This is a genomic window from Alcaligenes phenolicus (genome assembly GCF_032063905.1).
In the GTDB taxonomy this organism is placed as follows: Bacteria; Pseudomonadota; Gammaproteobacteria; order Burkholderiales; family Burkholderiaceae_B; genus Alcaligenes; species Alcaligenes phenolicus.
Genome location: NZ_DAMBOE010000002.1, coordinates 520230 through 541373, shown reverse-complemented (window position 1 = coordinate 541373; position 21144 = coordinate 520230). Strand labels below are relative to the sequence as shown.

Annotated in this window: 19 protein-coding genes; 9 read left to right on the top strand and 10 right to left on the bottom strand. The window is 56.8% G+C overall.

Going from position 1 to position 21144, the window contains the following annotated elements; translation table 11 throughout:
- Positions 1 to 138 precede the first annotated feature (138 nt).
- From U2949_RS05880 to U2949_RS05860, 5 genes are all read left to right on the top strand, one after another.
- Positions 139 to 5490, top strand: a complete 5352-nt coding sequence (locus U2949_RS05880) for a YadA-like family protein (protein WP_321286634.1) — start codon at positions 139 to 141, stop codon at positions 5488 to 5490.
- Between the two features lie 107 nt (positions 5491 to 5597).
- Positions 5598 to 6167, top strand: coding sequence for a SecDF P1 head subdomain-containing protein (locus tag U2949_RS05875; protein WP_257723857.1), 570 nt, complete (start codon positions 5598 to 5600; stop codon positions 6165 to 6167).
- 42 nt (positions 6168 to 6209) lie between these two features.
- Positions 6210 to 7001: a winged helix-turn-helix domain-containing protein gene (locus U2949_RS05870; RefSeq protein ID WP_026484100.1), complete on the top strand. Its 792-nt coding sequence runs from the start codon at positions 6210 to 6212 to the stop codon at positions 6999 to 7001.
- Positions 7002 to 7534: 533 nt separating this feature from the next.
- Positions 7535 to 9238 (top strand): sodium:solute symporter family protein, encoded by a 1704-nt coding sequence (locus U2949_RS05865; protein WP_026484101.1) that lies wholly within the window; start codon positions 7535 to 7537, stop codon positions 9236 to 9238.
- A gap of 33 nt (positions 9239 to 9271) precedes the next feature.
- A complete protein-coding gene (locus U2949_RS05860; protein ID WP_257723859.1) occupies positions 9272 to 9394 on the top strand; it encodes a putative transporter small subunit in 123 nt (40 codons plus the stop codon).
- A gap of 136 nt (positions 9395 to 9530) precedes the next feature.
- Here the strand turns inward: U2949_RS05860 and U2949_RS05855 are convergent, their stop codons facing one another.
- From U2949_RS05855 to U2949_RS05845, 3 genes are all read right to left on the bottom strand, one after another.
- Positions 9531 to 10190 (bottom strand): LysE family translocator, encoded by a 660-nt coding sequence (locus tag U2949_RS05855; RefSeq protein ID WP_321286631.1) that lies wholly within the window; start codon positions 10188 to 10190, stop codon positions 9531 to 9533.
- A 1-nt stretch (position 10191) separates the two neighbouring features.
- On the bottom strand, positions 10192 to 10926 hold the full coding sequence (locus tag U2949_RS05850; RefSeq protein ID WP_257723860.1) for a 2OG-Fe(II) oxygenase: 735 nt from the start codon (positions 10924 to 10926) through the stop codon (positions 10192 to 10194).
- Positions 10927 to 11051: 125 nt separating this feature from the next.
- On the bottom strand, positions 11052 to 11687 hold the full coding sequence (locus U2949_RS05845; RefSeq protein WP_026484104.1) for an alanyl-tRNA editing protein: 636 nt from the start codon (positions 11685 to 11687) through the stop codon (positions 11052 to 11054).
- Positions 11688 to 11773: 86 nt separating this feature from the next.
- On the opposite strand from U2949_RS05845, the gene U2949_RS05840 reads away from it, so the two are divergent.
- Positions 11774 to 12715, top strand: coding sequence for a LysR family transcriptional regulator (locus U2949_RS05840; protein ID WP_051316329.1), 942 nt, complete (start codon positions 11774 to 11776; stop codon positions 12713 to 12715).
- Here the strand turns inward: U2949_RS05840 and U2949_RS05835 are convergent.
- Both U2949_RS05835 and U2949_RS05830 read right to left on the bottom strand, forming a co-directional pair.
- Positions 12712 to 13236, bottom strand: a complete 525-nt coding sequence (locus U2949_RS05835; protein ID WP_026484105.1) for a carboxymuconolactone decarboxylase family protein — start codon at positions 13234 to 13236, stop codon at positions 12712 to 12714. The two genes, U2949_RS05840 and U2949_RS05835, sit on opposite strands and share 4 nt — an antisense overlap.
- Before the next feature lie 103 nt (positions 13237 to 13339).
- Positions 13340 to 14665, bottom strand: a complete 1326-nt coding sequence (locus tag U2949_RS05830) for an aspartate aminotransferase family protein (RefSeq protein ID WP_257723863.1) — start codon at positions 14663 to 14665, stop codon at positions 13340 to 13342.
- 182 nt (positions 14666 to 14847) lie between these two features.
- Here U2949_RS05830 and U2949_RS05825 point away from each other — a divergent pair, with 182 nt between their 5' ends.
- Positions 14848 to 15708, top strand: a complete 861-nt coding sequence (locus U2949_RS05825; RefSeq protein WP_026484107.1) for a MurR/RpiR family transcriptional regulator — start codon at positions 14848 to 14850, stop codon at positions 15706 to 15708.
- Positions 15709 to 15713: 5 nt separating this feature from the next.
- On the top strand, positions 15714 to 16751 hold the full coding sequence (locus U2949_RS05820; RefSeq protein ID WP_321286627.1) for a C45 family peptidase: 1038 nt from the start codon (positions 15714 to 15716) through the stop codon (positions 16749 to 16751).
- An 80-nt stretch (positions 16752 to 16831) separates the two neighbouring features.
- Here the strand turns inward: U2949_RS05820 and U2949_RS05815 are convergent, their stop codons facing one another.
- Both U2949_RS05815 and U2949_RS05810 read right to left on the bottom strand, forming a co-directional pair.
- A complete protein-coding gene (locus U2949_RS05815) occupies positions 16832 to 17395 on the bottom strand; it encodes a cob(I)yrinic acid a,c-diamide adenosyltransferase (RefSeq protein ID WP_321286625.1) in 564 nt (187 codons plus the stop codon).
- Positions 17396 to 17404: 9 nt separating this feature from the next.
- Positions 17405 to 17929, bottom strand: a complete 525-nt coding sequence (locus U2949_RS05810) for a GNAT family N-acetyltransferase (protein WP_026484110.1) — start codon at positions 17927 to 17929, stop codon at positions 17405 to 17407.
- A 111-nt stretch (positions 17930 to 18040) separates the two neighbouring features.
- On the opposite strand from U2949_RS05810, the gene U2949_RS05805 reads away from it, so the two are divergent.
- Positions 18041 to 18346 (top strand): copper-binding protein, encoded by a 306-nt coding sequence (locus U2949_RS05805; protein WP_321286623.1) that lies wholly within the window; start codon positions 18041 to 18043, stop codon positions 18344 to 18346.
- A 230-nt stretch (positions 18347 to 18576) separates the two neighbouring features.
- Here the strand turns inward: U2949_RS05805 and hslU are convergent, their stop codons facing one another.
- From hslU to dksA, 3 genes are all read right to left on the bottom strand, one after another.
- A complete protein-coding gene (gene hslU / locus U2949_RS05800; RefSeq protein WP_026484111.1) occupies positions 18577 to 19914 on the bottom strand; it encodes an ATP-dependent protease ATPase subunit HslU in 1338 nt (445 codons plus the stop codon).
- 17 nt (positions 19915 to 19931) lie between these two features.
- Positions 19932 to 20465 (bottom strand): ATP-dependent protease subunit HslV, encoded by a 534-nt coding sequence (gene hslV / locus U2949_RS05795; protein WP_009462614.1) that lies wholly within the window; start codon positions 20463 to 20465, stop codon positions 19932 to 19934.
- A gap of 223 nt (positions 20466 to 20688) precedes the next feature.
- A complete protein-coding gene (dksA, locus tag U2949_RS05790) occupies positions 20689 to 21126 on the bottom strand; it encodes an RNA polymerase-binding protein DksA (RefSeq protein ID WP_026484112.1) in 438 nt (145 codons plus the stop codon).
- Between the last annotated feature and the right edge of the window lie 18 nt (positions 21127 to 21144).

Genomic DNA, 21144 nt, shown 5'->3' with positions numbered 1-21144 from the left:
CTGTCTTTACTGCTCCTGGGTGGACTTTCCTCTCCTGTTACAGCCCAGATAACAGAGGGTTGGGAGCTTAGCGTGGATGGGGCCACTCCCTTTCATGTTATTCCGGGCGGGGCCTTCGTCTTGAATTCGGGCAGTAATATGGTCTTGACACAGACAGGTCAGGCCGTCTCTGTTGCATTGAGTTCTGACCTTAATGTGGACTCTGTCACGGCCACTGGCGCAATTAAAGGGGCGAGTGGGGAGTTCACGGGGCAGTTAAGCGCGGGCTCAGCCGTCTTGCAAGGCGGTTTACAGGCAAGCTCAGCGGCTATCACCAATACTGTCACGGCTGGTAATGTGAACACCGGAAGCTTGACAGTTGCAGGCAACAGCAGCTTGCGCGGGGTGAATGTAAATAACAACAAAATCACTGGCCTGGCGGATGCGACTGTCAGCGCTGCCAGCACAGAGGCGGTGTCTGGCAAGGTTCTGTATGGTGCGTTGAACTCGGGCGATGGAATGAAGTACTTCCATAGTAAGTCAACCAAGGCCGATTCAGTGGCCAGTGCAGCGGATGCGCTGGCTATCGGTCCGCAGGCTTTAGCCTCCGGTGAGGCATCTTTGGCGGCGGGGCTGCAGTCTCAGGCTGTGGGCAAGGAATCGGTTTCCCTGGGGGCTCGTGCTGGAGTCGACAACACGGTTGTCAATGGGGTGATGATTGGCAGTGATGCCGGGATACAGAGCAAGGGCAATGACTTGATTGCTTTGGGTAACAAGGCGGGCCAGCGGCTGGAAGGTAACAATAATGTAGCGATTGGTAATGCGGCAGGCAGCTTGGTCGATCCTCTGGAAGTCGACAACACGGTTGCGGTTGGTAATCAAGCACAGGCCAAGGCAACTGGAGCTATTGCGGTGGGCAATAGCGCGAATGTAGGTTTGTTGGCGACCAATGCCATTGCATTGGGGCATAACTCCACTGTTGCGCAGGATGCTGCCGGGGCAACTGCGGTGGGTTCAGGAGCAAGGGTTTGGGGCGTGGCTGGTACCGCCATGGGTACTGGTGCAAGTAGTTCCGGGACCGGATCCACAGCGATTGGTAACGTGGCCGAGGCCTCCGGCAGTGCCGCTTTTGCCGGGGGGAGCGGCTCCAAGGCATTCGGTAGCAATTCGGTAGCAGTAGGCGCAGGAGCGATGAGCAACACCACTTCAGGTGTGTCTATTGGAGAAGGCGCTGGTTCCAATGCGGGTACACCGGTGATTGGCAACCGTTTCGGTCAGGTGGCTGTTGGGGGGCTGGCAGGCCAGGGTGTATATGGTGGTTATAACGTCGCTCTTGGCTACAAATCAGGTAGTGATATCACGGGCGACGATACGGTTTCTATTGGACGGGAGGCGGGCAACAAGCTTACTGGTGACCGTACGGTCAGCATCGGCTACGGGGCCAATAATCTGCCCGGTCAAACGGGGTCAGGCAGCCCGGTTGCCCCACCCGTGAAAGCGGCACACGCTGTCTCCATTGGTGAGCGGTCTCGTTCAGGCGCAGATGGCTCTATTGCACTGGGTTCCATGGCTACCGTCGCTGATTACGATATTGGCGGCATTGCGATTGGTAATCAGGCCTTGGTTTATGCGGGTACCTCGACCAATGCGGCTGCAGGTGGAATTGCGTTGGGCGATCAGGCACATGTCACGCATGCCAATAGCGTTGCAATTGGTGCCAATTCGCGGTCCGTTCAGACAGTGGGAGCGGGTTACGGCTCCGCATCTGGGGCATTGTTACCGTCATCCAGTGTGTCAATTGGCACGGTAGGAGGGGAGCGTCGCTTAAGTAATCTGGCTGCTGGCCGTTTGGATACGGATGCAGTCAATGTCAGTCAGCTCAAGCTGCTCCATGGCGATCTAACGGCCATTGTGGGTGGCAACTTGAATTGGGACGCAAACGGGCAGATGACTGGCCCGGCATTTATTATTAAAGACGAAAACGGCAATGACCATACCTATACCTCTATCGGGTCCGCATTTGAGGCCATGCGCACGGGGGTGGCAGGAGCGATTTCGGGACTGTCTGCTGTCACCTACTCCAATGCCGATCGCAGCTTGATTGATCTTGACAGTGCGACAGGAGCACCTGTGCGAATTTCCAACCTGGCCGCAGGGGTAGCTGCAGGTGATGCTGTCAACAAAGGGCAGTTGGAAGAGCTGGAGTCAACGCTGATTGCGAGCCGCCAGCGGTATGTCAGTGTCAACTCTTCCAATAATCCCAATGAAAATAATAACGGTGCCACTGGTGCCGATGCGATAGCCATTGGGGCTGTGGCTCGCGGTTCCGGAACAGGGGCAACGGCGATTGGCTTGAATTCATCAGCGGGTGGGTTGACGCAGGCAAATCTGACCACCGCTATTGGTTCACATACCGAGGCCTCGGGCTTGGGGGCTACCGCCGTGGGCACCTCTGCCACGGCAGCGTCCGAGAGCTCCATTGCCCTTGGTCAGGAGTCGCGGGTGTCGGACACTTCGAATTACGCGGTGGCCATTGGCTATAAAGCAGAGGTGATGGGTGATGCGCTGGCGCACGCCAAAGGAGCTGTGGCAATTGGTGAGCAGGCTCGAGTTACCCAGGAAGGGGGGATTGCTTTTGGGCGTAATGCCTACGATCAAGGAGTAGATGGCATCTCGATTGGGACCAATTCCAGTGTTGCTCGGGGAGCAGCGCAGAGCGTGGCCCTGGGCAGCGGCTCCTCGGCCTCGGGCAGCCAGTCCGTGGCGCTGGGCCATCAGGCTTTTGTGGCAGGCAGTGGCTCCCTGGCCTTGGGTCAAGGCAGCAAGACCCGTGCCAGCAATGCTGTGGGTGCCGGTTCGGATGTCGAGGCTGATGGTCGCCGTTCCATTGCTGTGGGCGACAAGGCCAAAGCCGGCTGGATCGAAGAAAAAACAGGTCCCAATGGCTTGATCGAATTCATCATGCACGGTGAAGGGGCGATGAGCGTGGGCGCAGGCTCCAACGCCAAGGAAGATGGTGGCTTGGCGCTGGGCTTCAAGGCCATTTCCGAAGGTCTGGATGCCTCGGCCCTGGGGACTAATGCCCAGGCTTTGGCGGCCGGATCCCAGGTCTGGGGTAAGGATACGCGCGCTTCTGCCGAGAAGTCGTTGGCGATGGGGCAGGGCGCGATTGCCAATGAGACGGCAATTCAGGGGATGGCTCTGGGTGCGGGTGCAACCGTGTCGGCAGCCGGTGCAGTGGCGCTGGGGGCGGGAGCCAAAACGAATGCGGCTTACACGTCCTCGACGGCGCGTTATACCGGCACGGTTACCCAGGAAGCCAGGCAGGGTGTGGTGTCGATCGGTAATGGTTCAGAAAAACGCCGTATCACCAATCTGGCCGGTGGTCAGGATCCGACGGATGCGGTCAACGTTGCTCAGTTGGTCAAGCTGGACGAGGATCTGACGGCCCTGGGGACCAACTACAGCGGCAATAACTTCAGCGGCGGTAACAGCAATACGACGATTCACAAGAATCTGGGGCAACGCCTGGAGATTCTGGGTGGGGCGACGACCGCAGGTAATTACAGCGGTGCCAACCTGCGTACTCAGGTCCTGAACGGTCAGTTGCAGGTTCAGATTGCCGAGACTCCGTTCTTCAAGGGTGCTGATATGGGCAGCCAGAAGATCACCAATGTGGCCAAGGGAACCACAGGGACCGACGCAGTGAATCTGAGCCAGTTGACGGAAGCCGAAGGCGGCTTGACCGCCAAGGGCATGGGTTTTGCTGCACAAAACGGCACGGCCGTACATCGTGATCTGGGCCAGACGCTGACTATCAAGGGCAGCAATGCCAACTTGAGTACCTCTACTGTGGGCGGCGATACGGTGCAAGTTGCTCTGAATGATGATCTGACACTGACTAGCGTCACCACGGGTGATACCGAGATGACGACCGCGGGAGTGAAGGTCAAGGGTGCCACGGGCAAACCTGATGTCATTCTGGGCAATACCGGCTTGACGATCGGGCAAGTCAATCTGACCAATGCCGGTCTGACCGCCTTCAATGTGGTGATCAATGACCAGGGCATCAATGCTGGTAATCAGAAGATTACCGGCGTGGCCAAAGGCGTGGCGCCTACTGATGCGGTGAACGTCAGTCAGTTGGAAGGTCGTGATGATGGTTTGACCGCCAAGGGCATGAACTTTGCGGGCAGCACCGGCACGGCAGTGCATCGTGATCTGGGAGAGACGCTGAAGATTGTAGGCAGCAATAGCAATCTGAGCACCAGTGGCGACGGCAGCGATACCTTGAGCATTGCCTTGAATGACGATCTGGACCTCAAGAGTGTGACCGTGAAAGGCACGGGTGGCGCTCCTGACGTGGTCATGAATAATCTGGGTTTTGCCATCGGGACGAACATTGCCTTGAGCAATGCCGGTCTGCGCGCTGGCAATGTGATGGTGTCGGCAACAGACAATGACATTACCGGCTTGAGCAACCGTACCCTGACGGGGGCCAATTTTGGCAAGAGCGGTCGTGCCGCCACTGAAGAGCAACTGGATCTGGTGCGGGGCGAAACCCAGAATCTGGGGGATCGTGCTGTCAAGTACGACCTGAATCCGGACCAGTCAGTGAACTATGGCAAGGTCACCATGGCCGGAGCCGAGTCTACTGATGGTGGTCGTACGGGTGGCACGGGCATCACTAATGTGGCGCGTGGCGATATCTCCGCGAACAGTACCGATGCGGTCAATGGCAGCCAGATTCACGATATGGGTGAAAGCATCGCCAGCGGCATGGGGGGGGGTTCCAAGTTCGAGAATGGCAAGCTGGTTACGGAGCTGAACGTAGGCGATAAAACCTACAACAACGTGAACGATGCTTTGGGTGGCTTGAATACCAAGGTAGAGAACGTGACCGAGCTGGCCAGTGCGGGCTGGAACATCCAGACCAATGGCGATACGGCCAGCAATGTGGCCCCCAAGTCTACAGTGCAGTTCCTGAATGGCGACAACATCGAAATCTCGCGCTCTGGTACGGACGTGACGGTGGCTTTGGCGCAGGACATCAAGGTGAACAGTGTGGTGGCCAAGTCCGTCACCACCAATGAAGTGAAGATTGTCGATGGCCCAACCATGAATCAGCAGGGTATCGACATGCACGACAAGACCATCAGCAATCTGGCTGATGGTCAGGCACCGCAAGATGCCGTCAACGTGCGTCAGTTGAGCCAGGCGACCTCCAATATCACTAATCAGTTCAACCATCTGGACCGTCGTATCGACAAGGTGGAGAACCGGGCGAGTGCTGGCGTGGCAGCCGCCATGGCAATGGCAGGTTTGCCGCAAGCCTATGTCCCCGGCAAGAGCATGTTCTCTGTTTCTGGCGGTGTATGGCGTGGTGAAAGTGGTTACGCCATGGGTTTGTCCACGGTGACAGACAGCGGCAGTTGGGTCCTGAAGGGCAACGTTGCGGGATCCTCCCGTGGTGATTACGGTGGCTCGGTGGGCGTGGGGTATCAATGGTAAAGGGGTGAGGGCTAAGGGTCGCGTGCCTGGGTACGCGGCCCTTTTTTCTGGGCTATGCCCGGCGTCTTGAAAGGGGCCGCAGCGGCGGGTCAAAGCGGAGAGTGAGTATGGCGACAACGCATAGACAAACAGGCCAGGCAGTACTGGGCACGGCGATAGGCATGATGCTGTTTTTACTGGCCGGGTGCCAGAGCACAACAGCAGGAGGTGGGGCTGATTTGAGCCCGCCTGCACTGGCAAGCAACTATGAGCGGGAAGGGGCAGATGGAACACGCAGTTTTCTGGCCTCTCAGACACAGCGCTCGGTGCAGGTTCCTCAAGTAGATTTCTACGTCGGAATGCGCCAAGCCATCCCCGGTCTGGTGCAGGTGCAGGGACCGCAAGGCCCCCTGTGGTTGTATCCGCAAGTTGTTGTGCAGCGCAGCGATTTGACGCGTGTGGCGTCCTTGCGGACCGAACAGGGACAGCATCTTGTTCGATTCCAATTGAATTCTTTGGGCGCGCGCAAGTTGGCCGAGATCAGCTCTGGTAATGTGGGAGCCTTGCTGGTTTTGGTCATGGAAGATCAAGTGGCACAAGTCGCCCGAATTGGCGAGCCCTTGAAGCAGGGGGTTATTTATCTATCCATGCCTGACGACGCAGCAGCACAGCGTTTGTTAAGGCAGGTCCAAGGGTAAAAAAACATAAAGTGCCTGATAGGGCCAGCAAGGGTGAGGACTATGACGGTAGAACAGATTTTTCTGTTGTATGACGACAAGACTGGTTTGCAGCAGATCGCCTTGGAGTCGGAGCAGTGGGGGGTAAGGATTCAGACGGTGGAGACGATGGAGCAGTGTCTGTCTCAGGCACATGCTTGCGGGGCGGAGACGGTGTTTGCTTTGGTGTGTCAGGCAGACAACGTTTTTTTACACATCAATCGTTTGCGTATGGATTTTCCTGCCGCCGGCGTCATCGTTGTGCGACGCGACAAAATGGCCGGCCTGGAACGTGGACATTTGTTGCTTGCCGGGGCGGACGCCTGCTTCGATCAGGAGGCTTTGCCGGTGGAGGTGGTCGCTTGCGTGCAGGCCTTGCGCCGGCGTGCTTATGCCCTGCAGCGAAGCCTGCGTGGTTCTCCTGCAGAGCCGGTCAAAGCAGGCAATATCGCTTATAGATCCGAGCAGGAGCCAGATTCCCAGCTTTGGGATTTGATGGAGAATGGCTGGACCATGATCACGCCCAGAGGGCACTCGGTCATGTTGACCCGCGGCGAGCGGCGTATTGTCCAGGTTCTCTTTGCGGTCAGCCCCCAAACCGTAGAGCGCGATCGTCTTTTTCCGCTGGAGGAAGGGCGGGAGGCAACTGCCCGTTCCGTGGACGTTTTGATCAGTCGCTTGAAACGTAAATTAACCGCCATGGGAGAGGAGCTGCCCATTCGTTCAGTACGCGGGGAAGGCTACGCCTTTGTGGGTAAAGTGCCCGTAGCATGTCAGGAGCTGGCACGCGTGAGCCTTAATAATGATGAGGTCTAGGAATGACTCGGAAAGGGTTTGATAGCCCGTTCTCGATGCTGAAACAGCATGATATAGACCCTTAAATTTTAAATATGTATAATTGATCGCTCTGGTTCATTGAATCAGCTTCTCGAACAGGCCGTTCAGGTGCGACAAAATTGCATAAAAAAATGACGGCCCGTTCTTCAACAGGTTGTTGCACAACAACCCGGCTTTAGCCCGAAACACCTTGCCCGGCCCTTGGGTCGCGGAACAACCAGCCGACTGTCTCACACGACATCGGCCTGCAACAGAGCGGCTTGTCTCTGGCCATGTTTATTTGCTGTAAGGCCCGCAGACTCGCCGCAATGTGAGGCACTTTGCGCTGTGTCTTGCTTTTTTCTCGCTTTGGCTTGTGCCAAGGGCGGGGGCGTTTGTGCGCGCGTTCGGTTCAAGTGTTTCGGTTCTGGTCCTGGGATGGGTGTCGCCCAGCGCGTTAATGCGGAATTGGCATGCATGCGAGTGAGCCAGGTGGTGCAAGTGGCTCTCGCGCAGAAGAGAAAAGGAAAGACATGCAAGAGGCGGAGTTTTTTACGCTTTCAACCACGACGGCCATATTGTTATTGGTCGGCTTTTATGGCGCGACGTTCCTGATGTCGCTCATGATTGGTCAAAAGAAAGAAAACGTGGACGGATACATGGTATCCAACAGTGCGGTGGGGTTTGGCCTGTCGGCGGCCAGTATGATTGCCACCTGGGTATGGGCGGCGTCGTTTTATGCCAGCGCGACCTCGGGCTTCAAGTACGGGCTATCCGGCCCTCTGCATTACGGGCTATGGGGAGCCTTGATGATCTTGTTCATCTACCCCTTCGGGCGACGTTTTCGCCAGTTGGCCCCGCAGGCACACACACTGGCCGAGGTGCTGCATGCACGGCACGGCTCGTCCAGCCAGATGATTATGGCGATTTCCAACGTGGTAGGCAGTGGTATCAGCCTGATGGTGAACTTCACCGCGGCAGGTGCGTTGGTCTCGATCCTTAGCCCTCTGACATTTATTCAAGGTGTGCTGATTGCGGGTCTGGGCGTCTTGTCCTATACCCTGTGGTCGGGGTTCCGCGCCTCGGTGATGACGGACTTTGCCCAGCTGGTTGCCATGATTTTGTCGGCCGTGGTCATTATCCCGCTGATCTTCTTTAACGCCGGTGGCCCGGAGATGGTGCAGGCCAACTGGTGGCGTCTGGATTCCGAGCAAGCCAACTTCTATTCCACCAAGGCAATTCTGGAGCAGGGGGCGCCGTATTTTGTGGCGGTGCTGGCTTACGCGATTGGTAACCAAACTATTGCCCAGCGCCTGTTCGCAGTACGCGAGGACCTGATCAAACCCACTTTCCTCACGGCCACCATTGGCTATGGTGCCGTGGTGATTGGTCTGGGCATGTTGGGTTTGCTGGCTCTGTTCACCGGCTTGCAGCCTGTGGATGGAAACATGAACAACATCATCCCGCAGATGGCGTCCACCTACTTGCCGCCATTTGGCATTGCCTTGTTCTTCATCCTGGTGGTGGGCTCCTTGTCTTCCACGGCGGACTCGGACCTGGCTGCACTGTCGGCCATTGTGATGACCGACATCTACGCCAAGAACATTGCCCGTGGTCGTCCAAAACCAGCCCGCATGTTGTGGTGGGGCCGTATGACCATGGTGGTTGCCACGATGGTGGGTGTGATCTTCGCCAGTCTGAAGCTGGATATTCTGGTCATGCTGGTGTTTGTGGGTGCGTTGTGGGGCGCGATTGTGTTCCCGGTCATTGTCAGCTTTTACTGGGATCGTGTTACCAACAAAGCCTTTAGCTGGTCGGTGTTGTGTGCCGTCGTGCTGTTTACGATCGTGCGTTTCGAGCTGATTCCTATCGAAGCTGCGGTCGCCGTGTTCTACGAGATTACCGCTTCGATTGGTGGCGGTGTGGTTGCCGGTTTGATGGCTTTTGCCTTCTTCCGCAGCCGTATTGCGATTGCGGTGGGGGTGATTGCCACTGCGATTCTTTTGCCCAACTTCATTGGCTTCTTGCGTGAGTACATTGTTTTGCTGGGTTCCCTGACCGCCTATGGCGTTAGCGCTGTGGTGTGTGTGGCCATCAGCTTGCGTAGTCAGGAACGTTTTGATTTCTCTGTGCTTGCCGAGCGTGTGCAGTCGTTTCACTACGATGACACACCTGCACCGAGCAAGCAGAAAGTTCGGGAGTCGAAACAAGGTGAGCCGGCCTCGGCTCGTGCTTGAGAGTATGAGACAAGACGTTAAAAGGAGAACACTATGCTTATGACGATTTACTTTCTGGTCTGGCCGGTCATGTCGGCCATCATTCTGGTTCTGCTGGTCGGTAACCTGGTACGTGACTGGCGCATCGCCCGCAAGACGGGTGAGTCCATGGTCTAAGGAGTAAAAATCCCCGCCCTGTTTTCAGGGCGGGGATTTTTTTATGATGCGCGGAGCCCAAGCCAAGACCAAAGCGCCGCGCAGACCTTGTCACCTTATCACTCGTAGCCTCAGGCTTCTTGGCTTGTTGGCGGGCTTAAAGCAGGATGCGCTGACCGGCATGGATCAGCAGGCGCAGCGAAAACCCCAGCAGTAAAACGCCTGTCACGCGCTCAAACCAGGTCCCCATACGCAGGAATCGCTGACGTACGCGAGGATTGGTAAAGATCAGGCTGACCACAATAAACCAGCCCGCATTAACCAGGCACATCCAGACGCCGTAGAGCATCTGGGTCGTCAAAGGCGTGCTGGCGCTGACCACCGTAGTGAACACGGCCAGAAAGAACAGCGTAGCCTTAGGGTTGGTGGCATTGGTCATGAAGCCCAGCGTCAAGGACTGGCGCACGCTGACAGCAGCGGGTTTGCCATTGTCGGACTCGGCCAGGCTCACTTCCATCGGCGTACTGGCCTGGCGCAGGAACCCCCAGCCTATATAGAGAAGGTAGGCACCTCCCAATACCTCGGCCACACTCATCAGCCAGGGGTTGGAGTGCAGCAGGGCACCCACGCCCATCAAGGTATAGATCACATGCACGGAGATTCCGGCGCCAATACCAATGGCAGTGGCAATACCGGCCTGGCGGCCTAGCCGCACACTTTGGCGGATGGTGACAGCAAAGTCAGGCCCAGGGGCAATAACGGCCAAAAAATGAATCAAAGCCAGAGTAGCGAACTCCGGCCAATAGGTTTGCAACACATTAACTCCAAAAGGTCAGCGGCATGGCCGGGCCGCGATATCCCACAAAGCAAGACAGGCTCAAGCGCAAATCGCCCTTGCCGGGGGTGACGGCATGCATTTTGCGAGAATTGAAAATAATCAGATCGCCCGGACCGGGACGTATCTGTACTTCGGGGGGGCCCAACAAATCAGGATGGATGCCATAGCTGTCGCCACGCATTTCATCAAATTCATCCGGGCTCAGTTCGGTTTGCCAGATTTGCAGTTCACCTCCTTGGTCGGGCATTTTCAAATAGACATTGGCGGCCAACTGGCCTTGTAGACTGATGGCCTGGTAATTACCGGGGGCGTCCTTGGCCAAAATGTCGTGATGCGCCAGAAAGCGCACATCGGGTTGCACCACGCGCGACAAGCCCACATACATTTTCTTTCCGTACAAGGTCTCCAGCGTGGCTCCGGCAGGCCAGACTTCATCCAGCGTGCAACGCAGCACGTCAATCGGGGACAGGTAGGGGGCGCAGCGGCGGCGCAGTTCGTCGATATTGTCAAAAACCCCCTCGAAATAGGAGGCCATGCGTTCGGGCTGGTTTTCGGCTTCGTAAAAAGCCATGCCAATACGGCCGATGCTGGGAGCGTTCACATAGCGATCAAAGCCTTTGTCTATGATTTGCTCGCCCAGCTTTTGTGAGGTGGGAGCATCAATGAAGCCGGAGAGGCGGATAGCCAGGAGTTCGCCATTTAGCAGGGACTGCATATGCTCAGTCCGCAATCGTTCTGTCTCTAAATACATATCTCACTTCCCTTGGGGGTTCTAAAAGAATTGTTTTTCTTTTCCGATAATAGCCAGAGCTAATAAACTGCCATGGTTTTTATTATTTATTAATTCATCATTTCATAATGAATGCTCAATTCATCTTTTTTGTTTTTTATACGGATTATTTTCAGTCCATTTAATTCGGATGTGTTTTCAACATGTGTGCCGCCGCAGGGGTAGCGCCCCAGGCTGCCAATCGCAACCTGGCGGCGCCCTTCCTGAAAACTGATGGAAATTGGCTGAGCCAATTGAATCTGTTCAGCGCAACGATTGGATAAATCATCCAGGAAGGGGGGCAGAGCATCCTTGGGGTTGCGAAAGACCACCCGTGACTCGCCCCGCCAGTGATGCGCCTTTACGGCCTGCCAGCCTATGCGTTCAACCAGATGGCCGATAAGGTGGCCGGCCGTATGCAGGCGGGCGTGCTCCAGTCGGTGAGCGCGATCAATATGCAGTTCTACGGGCCCCAGCGGCAGGCGCACATGCAGGTAGTGCAGCACGTGACCGTCGCGGTTTTGAGCCACATGCAGGACCTCGTGCCCATTTATCGTGCCTTTGTCGCAAGGCTGACCCCCGCCTTGGGGATGAAATAAGGTTTTATCCAGCCTGACAGCATAACGCTCATTTTCGGAGTGATAACACTCCAGGATTTCCGCTATGCAGGTAAGGCTATTGCTAGTCAAATATAATTTATCTTGCATTTTATTACCTGTAGGTTGGTTTTAAGGCATTGTAGGCATAGTGGGCAGTCCTGATAATTGCAATTCATTGAAATAATTTATTCCCTATGAGCACAAGTAATCTCACGTCCCTGATGAGCGATATGGTGGTTTTTGTCAAAGTGGTGGAGACAGGCAGCTTTTCCGAAGCTTCTCGCCAACTGGGCTATACGCCGTCGGCAGTCAGCCGTTCCATTGCGCGTCTGGAGAAAGGTTTGGGAACGCGGGTATTGCAGCGCACGACGCGTAAATTACGGCTAAGCGACAGTGGCCAGGCGATTTACGAGCATGCCCGTGACATGCTGTCCTGCGCCCAGGCCGCTATGGAGATCTCGGGGCAGTTCCAGACCGAGCCGGAGGGCCAGATACGCTTGAGTGTCCCCAAAGCCGTGGGGCATTTTCTGATTCATCCGCATATGCCGGATTTCCTGGCGGCGCACCCCAAAGTGAATGTGCTGATGAATCTGGATGATCGCTATGCAGACCTGATCGACGATCAGTTGGATCTGGCGATACGCATCACGGATCAGCCGCCGCCCGGTTTGATGGGGCGTCATCTGACGGATATTCGACATGGCTTGTACGCCAGTCCGGAGTATCTGGCCGAACACAGCCTGCCCGTTCATCCCCAGCAGTTGCGCGAACATAGCTGCATCTACTTGGGCGAGGCGCCCAGTGATTCACGTTGGCGTTTCAATAAAGGCGGGCGGGTACTGAATGTGTCGGTTAGCGGACGCTACGCGGCCAACCATACGGGCGTGCGTCTGGATGCGGTGGAGCGGGGCTTGGGGATAGGCAGCCTGCCTTGCTTTGTGGCCAGGGAGCCCGAGCAGGAAGGGCGTATTGTGCGCGTGCTGGCCGATTGGGAGTTCCGCACTCAATATTGCGGTGCCTTGTGGGCCTTGTATCCGCCTACCCGCCATTTGCCTCCCAAACTGCGTTTGTTTGTGGAGTTTTTGGCGGGGCGCCTGGGAGGTGGCCGGACGGATGCGCTCAGGGTGCCGTTTTAACGCGAGTCGTCGGAATGGATGTGCAAGGCTTCCAGGAAGCGCGACACCATATTGTAGGTAGCGATCGTGGCGGTCAGCTCAACCGTCAGTTTTTCATCAAAATACTGGCGTACGTCCTGAAAAACAGCGGGCTCCACTTGCACATTCAGAGTCATGGCATCGGTGTAAGCCAGCACAGCACGCTGAATGGGCGTGAAGGCATCGGAGTCTTGCCAGTCGGGCAGGGCATCCAGTTGGGCTTGACTCAGCCCCTCTGCCAGCGCAATAGGGGCATGTTGATCGGCCTCGTAAGGGGCACGGTTCAATAGGGCTACGCGCATGATGACCAGTTCGCGCAGATCGCCCGGCAGGCTGCTGTTGTGGCGTATGCCGGTCAGGTGATTGAGCCAACCTTTGGCAATGGGCGGGCTGTGCAGCAGCATCTGGTACAGATGCAAGACGCTGCCGCGCTCTGCAATGATCTGTTCTACCAGTGGGGCGGCGTCGGGGGCTTTCAGGTCAGCATAGGGTAGGCGGGCCATGGTTCTCCTTTATGTATAACTAGCGGTGCTTCATGCGGCTGGCTTGCCGCAGCGCAGTCAGCAGAGCGTTCTGACTGCTTGTTCGACGCTCTGCTCGACGGGTTTATCGGGGCAGGATGTGTTCGATGGTTTGGGTCAGACGGGTCACGATTTCGTGAATGTCGGCCTCGGTGCAGATAAAGGGCGGTGCCAGCAAGATATGGTCGCCGTGAACTCCATCTATCGTGCCACCCATAGGGTAGAGCATCAAACCTTGGGAAAACGCATGCTGCTTGATCTTGGCGTGGGTTTTCAAGCCAGGGTCCAGCGCTTGCTTGCTGGCCTTGTCTTGCACCAGTTCGACTCCGACAAACAGGCCACGACCACGTATATCACCCACATTGGGGTGGCTGTCCAACGCCTGATGCAGCTCCCGGCGCAATTGCTCGCCGCGCTGACGGACGTTTTCCAGCAACTGGTCTTGCTCAATCACTTGTTGCACGGCTAAAGCACCAGCGCAGGCTGTGGCGTGACCCATATAAGTATGGCCGTGCTGAAAAAAGCCCGAGCCATTCAGTATGGCCTGGTAAATCCGGTCACTGGCCAGCATCGCACCAATAGGCTGATAGCCCGCCCCCAGACCCTTGGCAATGGCCATGATGTCCGGCACGACTCCGTCCTCTTCGCAGGCAAACAGATAGCCGGTACGCCCCATGCCCGACATAACTTCATCCAGAATCAGCAGCACGCCGTGCTTGTCGCAGACCCGACGGATCTTTTTCCAGTAGTCGCCTACTGGCGCCAAGGCACCAGCGGTCGCGCCCACTACAGTCTCGCCGACAAAGGCCGCGACGTTCTGGGGACCCAGGCTTTGAATCATGTCGTCCAGTTCCTGAGCCAGACGGTCGGCATATTGCTCGGCACTTTCATCATTGCCTTGGTCGCGATAGGGGTAGCAGGGCGAGACATGCTGGGCCGGAGCCAGTAGAGGCAGGAACGGCTTGCGACGCCATTCATTGCCGCCAATGGCCAAAGCTCCCAGCGTATTGCCGTGATAGCTCTGACGGCGTGCGATGAAAATATGACGCTCGGGCTGGCCAATCTCCACGAAATATTGCCGTGCCAGCTTCAGGCTGGCTTCTACGGCCTCCGAGCCTCCGGACAAAAAGTACACATGGTCCAGATCACCGGGGGATCGGCTGGTCAGGAAATCTGCCAGGTCCTCGGCGGCCTGACTGCTGAAAAAAGAGGTGTGGGCGTAGGCAATCTGGTCCAGCTGTTGCTTGATGGCAGCGATCACGACAGGGTGGCTATGGCCCAGGCAGGATACGGCCGCGCCACCGCTGGCGTCTATGTAAGCGTTGCCATTACTGTCCACGATGCGGATGCCATCGCCTTTGACGGCGCAGGGCAAGGTTTGTTTGGGGTTGCGATGAAAGACATGTGTCATGGCGCAGATCCAGAAAGTAGGCCCGGAAGGATTTTCAACGTATGTTGAATATATAATAATACTTTCAACAAATAAATCATCATTGATTTGTCGGGACAGGTGGATAAAGGCCTCACTGTTGCGCCCAGACTGCATTTGCGCCCGATATATACTTGGTGTCCCTTTTTAAAGCGTGTTGGCCCATGAACTCCTTGAGCAATCTGACCGAGCGTATTCAGGCAGCGTTTACCACCATGTCGCCGCAGTTCCAGCAAAGCGCGCGCTATGTGCTGGATCATGCCGATCAGGTGCCCTTGATGTCCATGCGTCAGTTGGCCGCGCAGGCACAGGTGCAACCTGCCACCTTGCTGCGCTTTGCCCAGTCTTTGGGCTTTGGCGGTTGGGCGGAATTCAAGGCTGTGTTCACCCAGGCGCTGCATGGTCAGGGGGGCCGGCGCTATGCCGATCAGGCTCGGGCGGTGGTACGCAATCGAAATAAAGAAGATCGCCTGGCGCAGACGCTGACAGCACAAATGGATACTCTGGCGCTGCTGCGCGAGGCGAATGAAGCACGCTTGCCACAGGCTGTGGAATTGCTGAACAAGGCCAAGCGGGTTTTTGTGGCCGGGTTCAGGGCCTCTTTTGCACCCGCTTTTTCCTTTCATTATCAGTACCGTCTGTTCCGGCCCTCGATTGGCTTGTTGCGTGGCGAGTCCGGTACTCTGGATATGGATCTGCGGGCGCTGCAAAAAGGGGATGTGCTGGTCTTGTTCGGTTTTGCACCGTATTCCCAGGAAGCCGTGCTGGCCCATGCAGCGGCTCGACAGGCAGATGCACAAATCCTGGCGATTTGCGACAGCTTGCTTGCCCCTATTGCGCAGCAGGCAGATGCCACATTATTGTTTGGAACCGACAGTCCGTCTTTTTTTCCTTCTCTGGTTGCTGCGCAGGCACTGGTGGAGGTCTTGCTGGAACAGGTTCTGGCCAAGGCGGGCAGTCGTGCTGTCAGCGGTATTGAGTTGGTTGAAAATCAATTGCACCAGTCCGGTGCTTACTGGAAATAGACGCAATGGCTAAGTTGTCCTATCTGGAGTTAAGTGGTGGTCCCAAAGAAATTGGCCATTCTTTGGGACGTTTCGGAGCCCCCGCCGTGCATGCCTACTTGCTGAACTCAGCAGCATGGCAAGGCATCATGCAATCGAAGGGGGCGGCTGTAGCCGGTCAGCTGGCTCAGTACACCGAGCGTTATTTCCCCCGAATATGGACCGAGCTCCAGGGCCTGGCATTGGGTCTGGAGCTCCCCTTTGAAGACGTTTTCCTGTGGAATTGCCGGGGCGACGTGTGGGCCATGGCTCCCGATGGTTGCACCACCGTGCAAATGCCCGCCCAGGGCGAGCCTCGTCTGGTGCATAACGAAGATGGTGATCCAGGTTTTGCCGGTTACTGCGGGGTGGCCAAATTCATCCCCGACAGCGGCATGTCCTTTGTCTCCTTTCTTTACCCTGCTTCCTTGCCGGGCCATAGCTTTGCAGTGACCCAGGCCGGTTTGGCCATGACGGTGAATAATGTGCGGGCTCGTCATGTGGCCCCAGGGGTGCCGCGCATGGTCCTGACCCGCGCCATGCTGGATCAGCCTGATCTGGATCAGGCAGTAGGGATCTTGCAGGATCACCCACGTTCCGGCGCTTTCCATTTGAGTCTGGCGCAGCGTGGCGATCCACGCTTGCTGAGCGTGGAGTTCAGTGCCGAGGCCGTTTCTGTGCAGACCATTGAGCAAAACCATCTGCACGCCAACCATGCGGTCCATCCGTCCATGAAAGGCTTTGAACAGCGTATTACCCGGTCGTCCGAACTGCGGCAGGAGCGTGGGGAACAATTGTTGGCACAAGCCGGTGCTGCGCTTGATCCTTTGACGGTCCTGGCGGATCAGCACCATGCTGAATTTCCGATCTGGCGCTGTGACCCGGCGGACAGTGACGCGGAAAACACCCTGGCTACCGTGGATATTCAGGTGGGCAGCCAGTCCTTGAAGTGGCAGGTCTACGAAGACCCCACGGACGAACCTGTGCTGAAGTTTGCGGATACCACTCGCATTGATCTGGCCTGAAAAGGAATAGGGCCCTGCTAAAGCAGGGTCCTATTTTTATAGTCGCAGTCGCAGTCGCAGTCGCAGTCGCGATGGGATGATCAGCCCTTGCCAGGCTCGTTGCGCTTGGGCTCCCACAGCACGTCAGAGCGACCTGCATGGCGGTTCAAGGTGCGTGCCAGCACAAACAACAAATCCGACAGGCGGTTCAGATACAAGCGCGGGCCTTCTTGCGGCAAAGATTCTGATGGCACCGCCACGACGCTACGTTCTGCACGACGCGCCACACAGCGCAGTACATGTGCTTGTGCGGCTGCCGGGCTGCCACCGGGCAAAATAAACTCTTTGAGTATGCCCAAGGGCTCGTTGTAGTGACGAATCGCTTGGTCCAGACGTTCCACATGGACGCTGCCTATGACCTGATGACCAGGGATGCACAGCTCGGCCCCCATATCGAACAAGTCGTGCTGAATGTCGGACAGCAGGGCATCAACATCCTCGGGCAGTGCCATGCTGCGCAGGATGCCGATATGGCTGTTCAGTTCATCCACGTCGCCCAGGGCATGAATCAGGGGAGCGGTCTTGGGCAGGCGGCTGCCATCGCCCAGGCCCGTTGTGCCATCGTCGCCGGTGCGGGTGCTAATAATGGAAAGTCGTGTGGACATGAAGACGCCTTATGTTTCGGCAGGAGTAGGGGTGCCTTGAGCCAGATTGACCAGGGCCTCGCCAGTGACGCGTACCACGCGCCAGTCTTCCAGCACTTGGGCGCCCTGATACTTGTAGAAGTCGATGGCGTTCTGGTTCCAGTCCAGTACTACCCACTCCAGGCGGCCACAGCCTTGGGCCACGGCCATTTGAGCCAGATGGCGCAGGGCAGCAGCGCCCAGACCGTGCTTGCGGTGGGCCGGGTCTATATACAAATCCTCCAGATAGATGCCGCGGCGATCCAGGAAACTGGAGTAGTTGTAAAACCACATAATGTAAGAAATTGGTGCGTCGGGCTGATCTTCAGGAGTGATCACCAGGCAGTAGGCACTGGGCTCGTCCGAGAAGAAACTGTTGCGTAGAGACTCAACGCTGGCCTTGAAAATATGCTCCAGTTTCTCAAAGGCGGCCATATCGCGCATCAGGCCCAAAATGGCCGGAAGGTCTGCGGGGGTGGCTGGACGCAGCACATACCCTTTAATAAATTCGCTCATGCTTTTGCAAAGGTTTAGCGTTATGCTTGATCGGAAACAGACGCATCAGGCGTCCGAAAGTAGGCATTATGAGCTAATTGTCTGGCTCTGCCCAATTTGCAGGAGTGAAAAATGACGTGTACGAAACGAAGCGCAGCCTTGGCGTTGGGAACTTTGGGTGTGGTAGCTGGCTCGGCATATGTCGTGGTCGCCCAGGCTCAGGAAGCCAGTGCCTCGGGTGAAGTGCGCCGACTGGATGCCGAGGCCGGCAAAATTACCATCAAGCATGGTGAGATCAGCGACCTGGAACTGCCTGCCATGACATTGGTGTACAAAATTGATCCCGCCTTGCTGGCCAACATCAAACCGGGTGACAAGGTAAAGTTCACTGCCAAACGTGACGGTGGTGATTACGTGGTCACCAAGATCAGCAAGTAAGCCCGCTTGAGTGGGTTGATAAAAGCCGGGTTCGCCCGGTTTTTTTCATCTCCGACGCAGGAGAAACACTGGTGTGGGCTCGTGGTCGGGATGACAGGGTGATGTGATGACCATCGCGTTTACTTTGACAGGGTAGAGCCTGTTGCCGTGTTGGATGTGGTCTGCAAGCGGAATGTAAAAAAAGGGGCAGAGAAATCTGCCCCCTTTTTCATGTCCGACCGAAGTCAGGCTTACAGCACGTAGCGCGCCAGATCCTGGCTGGCTGCGGTTTCCTGCAGCTGTTTGTTCACGTAGTCCGCATCAATGACCACGTTTTGCTCACCGTGGCTGCCAGCGCTGTAGGACAGCTCTTCCAGCAGTTTTTCCATGACGGTGTACAGGCGACGGGCACCAATGTTTTCGGTACGCTCGTTGACCTCAAAGGCCAGCTCGGCCAGACGCTGGATACCGTCGGGACGGAAGTCCAGCTGTACGTCTTCGGTGCCCAGCAAGGCTGCGTATTGCTTGGTCAACGAAGCGTCGGTCGTGGATAGAATCTGTACAAAATCCTGGGCGCTTAGCGATTCCAGTTCCACACGGATGGGGAAGCGGCCTTGCAGTTCAGGAATCAGATCCGAGGGGCGGGACAGGTGGAACGCACCCGAGGCAATAAACAGGATGTGGTCGGTACGTACCACCCCGTATTTGGTGGTGACGGTGGTGCCTTCTACCAAAGGCAGCAGGTCGCGCTGCACGCCTTGGCGGGACACATCGCCGCCGCTACCCTGGCTTTCGCCTCGCGCAGTGATCTTGTCGATCTCGTCCAGGAACACGATGCCGTTCTGCTCGGCATTGGCCACTGCAGCAGTGCGCAAATCGTCCTCATTGACGCGACGGGCCGCTTCTTCTTCGGTCAGTTGCTTGAAGGCTTCCTTGACCGTCAGCTTGCGGGCTTTGGTCTTTTCCTGGCCCAGACCGGAGAACATGCCGCGCAGCTGCTCGGTCATCTCTTCCATGCCGGGAGGGGCCATGATTTCCATACGAGGCATGGCCTGGGCCATCTCGATTTCAATCTCGGTATCGTCCAGCTTGCCTTCACGCAGGCGCTTGCGGAACACCTGGCGGGCAGAGTTGTCCTCGCGTTGGGGTTGACCGTGTGCATCGCGCGAAGGGGGCACCAGCACGTCCAGAATACGGTCTTCAGCGGCTTCCTCGGCCTGGGTGCGCACACGGCGCATTTCGATTTCGCGAGTTTGCTTGACCGAAATATCCACCAGATCGCGAATGATGGTTTCAACGTCGCGGCCTACATAGCCCACTTCCGTGAACTTGGTGGCTTCGACCTTGATGAAAGGCGCGTTGGCCAGCTTGGCCAGACGACGGGCGATTTCGGTTTTACCCACGCCGGTGGGTCCGATCATCAGAATGTTCTTGGGGACAATCTCGCTACGCAGGGGCTCGGCAACCTGCTGGCGGCGCCAGCGATTGCGCAGGGCCACGGCCACGGAGCGCTTGGCCTTGCCCTGGCCAACGATATGCTTGTCCAGTTCGGAGACGATCTCTCCGGGAGTCATATTAGGTGTAGACATGGTGGTGTATCCGGCTGTCAGAGTGTTTCGACGATATGGTTCTGGTTGGTGTAGATGCACAGATCACCTGCGATCTCCAACGATTTCTTGACGATGTCGGCGGGAGCCATATCGGTGTTTTGCAGCAAGGCCATGGCGGCCGATTGGGCATAGGAGCCGCCCGAACCGATGGCAGCCAGGCCATGCTCGGGTTCGAGCACGTCGCCATTGCCAGTCAGCACCAGCGTGTGTTCCTTGTCCGCCACCAGCAGCATGGCTTCCAGACGGCGCAGAACGCGGTCGGTACGCCAGTCGCGCGTCAGTTCGACGGCGGCGCGCAGCAGGTTGCCCTGGTGCTTTTCCAGCTTCGCTTCAAAGCGCTCTTGCAAGGTGAAGGCGTCAGCCGTCGCACCGGCAAAACCGGCCAGGATGCTGTCGTTGTACAAACGGCGAATTTTGCGGGCCGTGCCCTTGATGACGATATTGCCCAGGGTGACCTGACCATCGCCGCCAATGGCGACCTGATCTCCGCGGCGTACACAGACAATAGTAGTGGCGTGAAATTGTTCCATGATTTCCTTCCTTTAAGGTTCCCATCTGGGGGCCGGGCAGGAAATTTCAAGCGCATGACAGCAGGAAGTTTTTGCCGGACGCTCTGTCGCTGCGCTGAACGGGGGTGAAGGAGTGCACGCTGCTGCGTTGATAAGGGCTGCGGTGGCTGGACGAAATGGCAAAAAAAAGCCCGCCAGAATGATCAGGCGGGCTTTTTATCAGGGTGATGGGCGTTGCCGCCTATCAATCCCCAAACATCTTTTGACGCTTCTCGCGACGCTCCTGAGCTTCCAGAGACAGGTTAGCCGTTGGGCGTGCCAGCAAACGTGGCAGGCCGATGGGCTCGCCAGTTTCCTCACACCAGCCGTATTCGCCCGAATCGATCAGGGCGATGGACTGTTGCACTTTCTTGAGCAGCTTGCGTTCGCGGTCGCGGGTACGCAGCTCCAGAGCGTGTTCTTCTTCGATCGTGGCACGGTCAGCCGGGTCAGGAACGAACTGGGTTTCACGCAGGTTTTCCGTTGTAGCACCCGCGTTGGCCAGAATGTCTTGCTCCAGCTGGCGCAAACGATGCTTGAAAAACTCCAGCTGGGCGGCGTTCATGTAGTCTGACTCAGGCATCGCCAAAAGCTCCTGCTCGGTCAGCAGGGTTGTAGTACTGTCATGTGACTTAGTTGCCATGATGCTTACCTCTTGTTG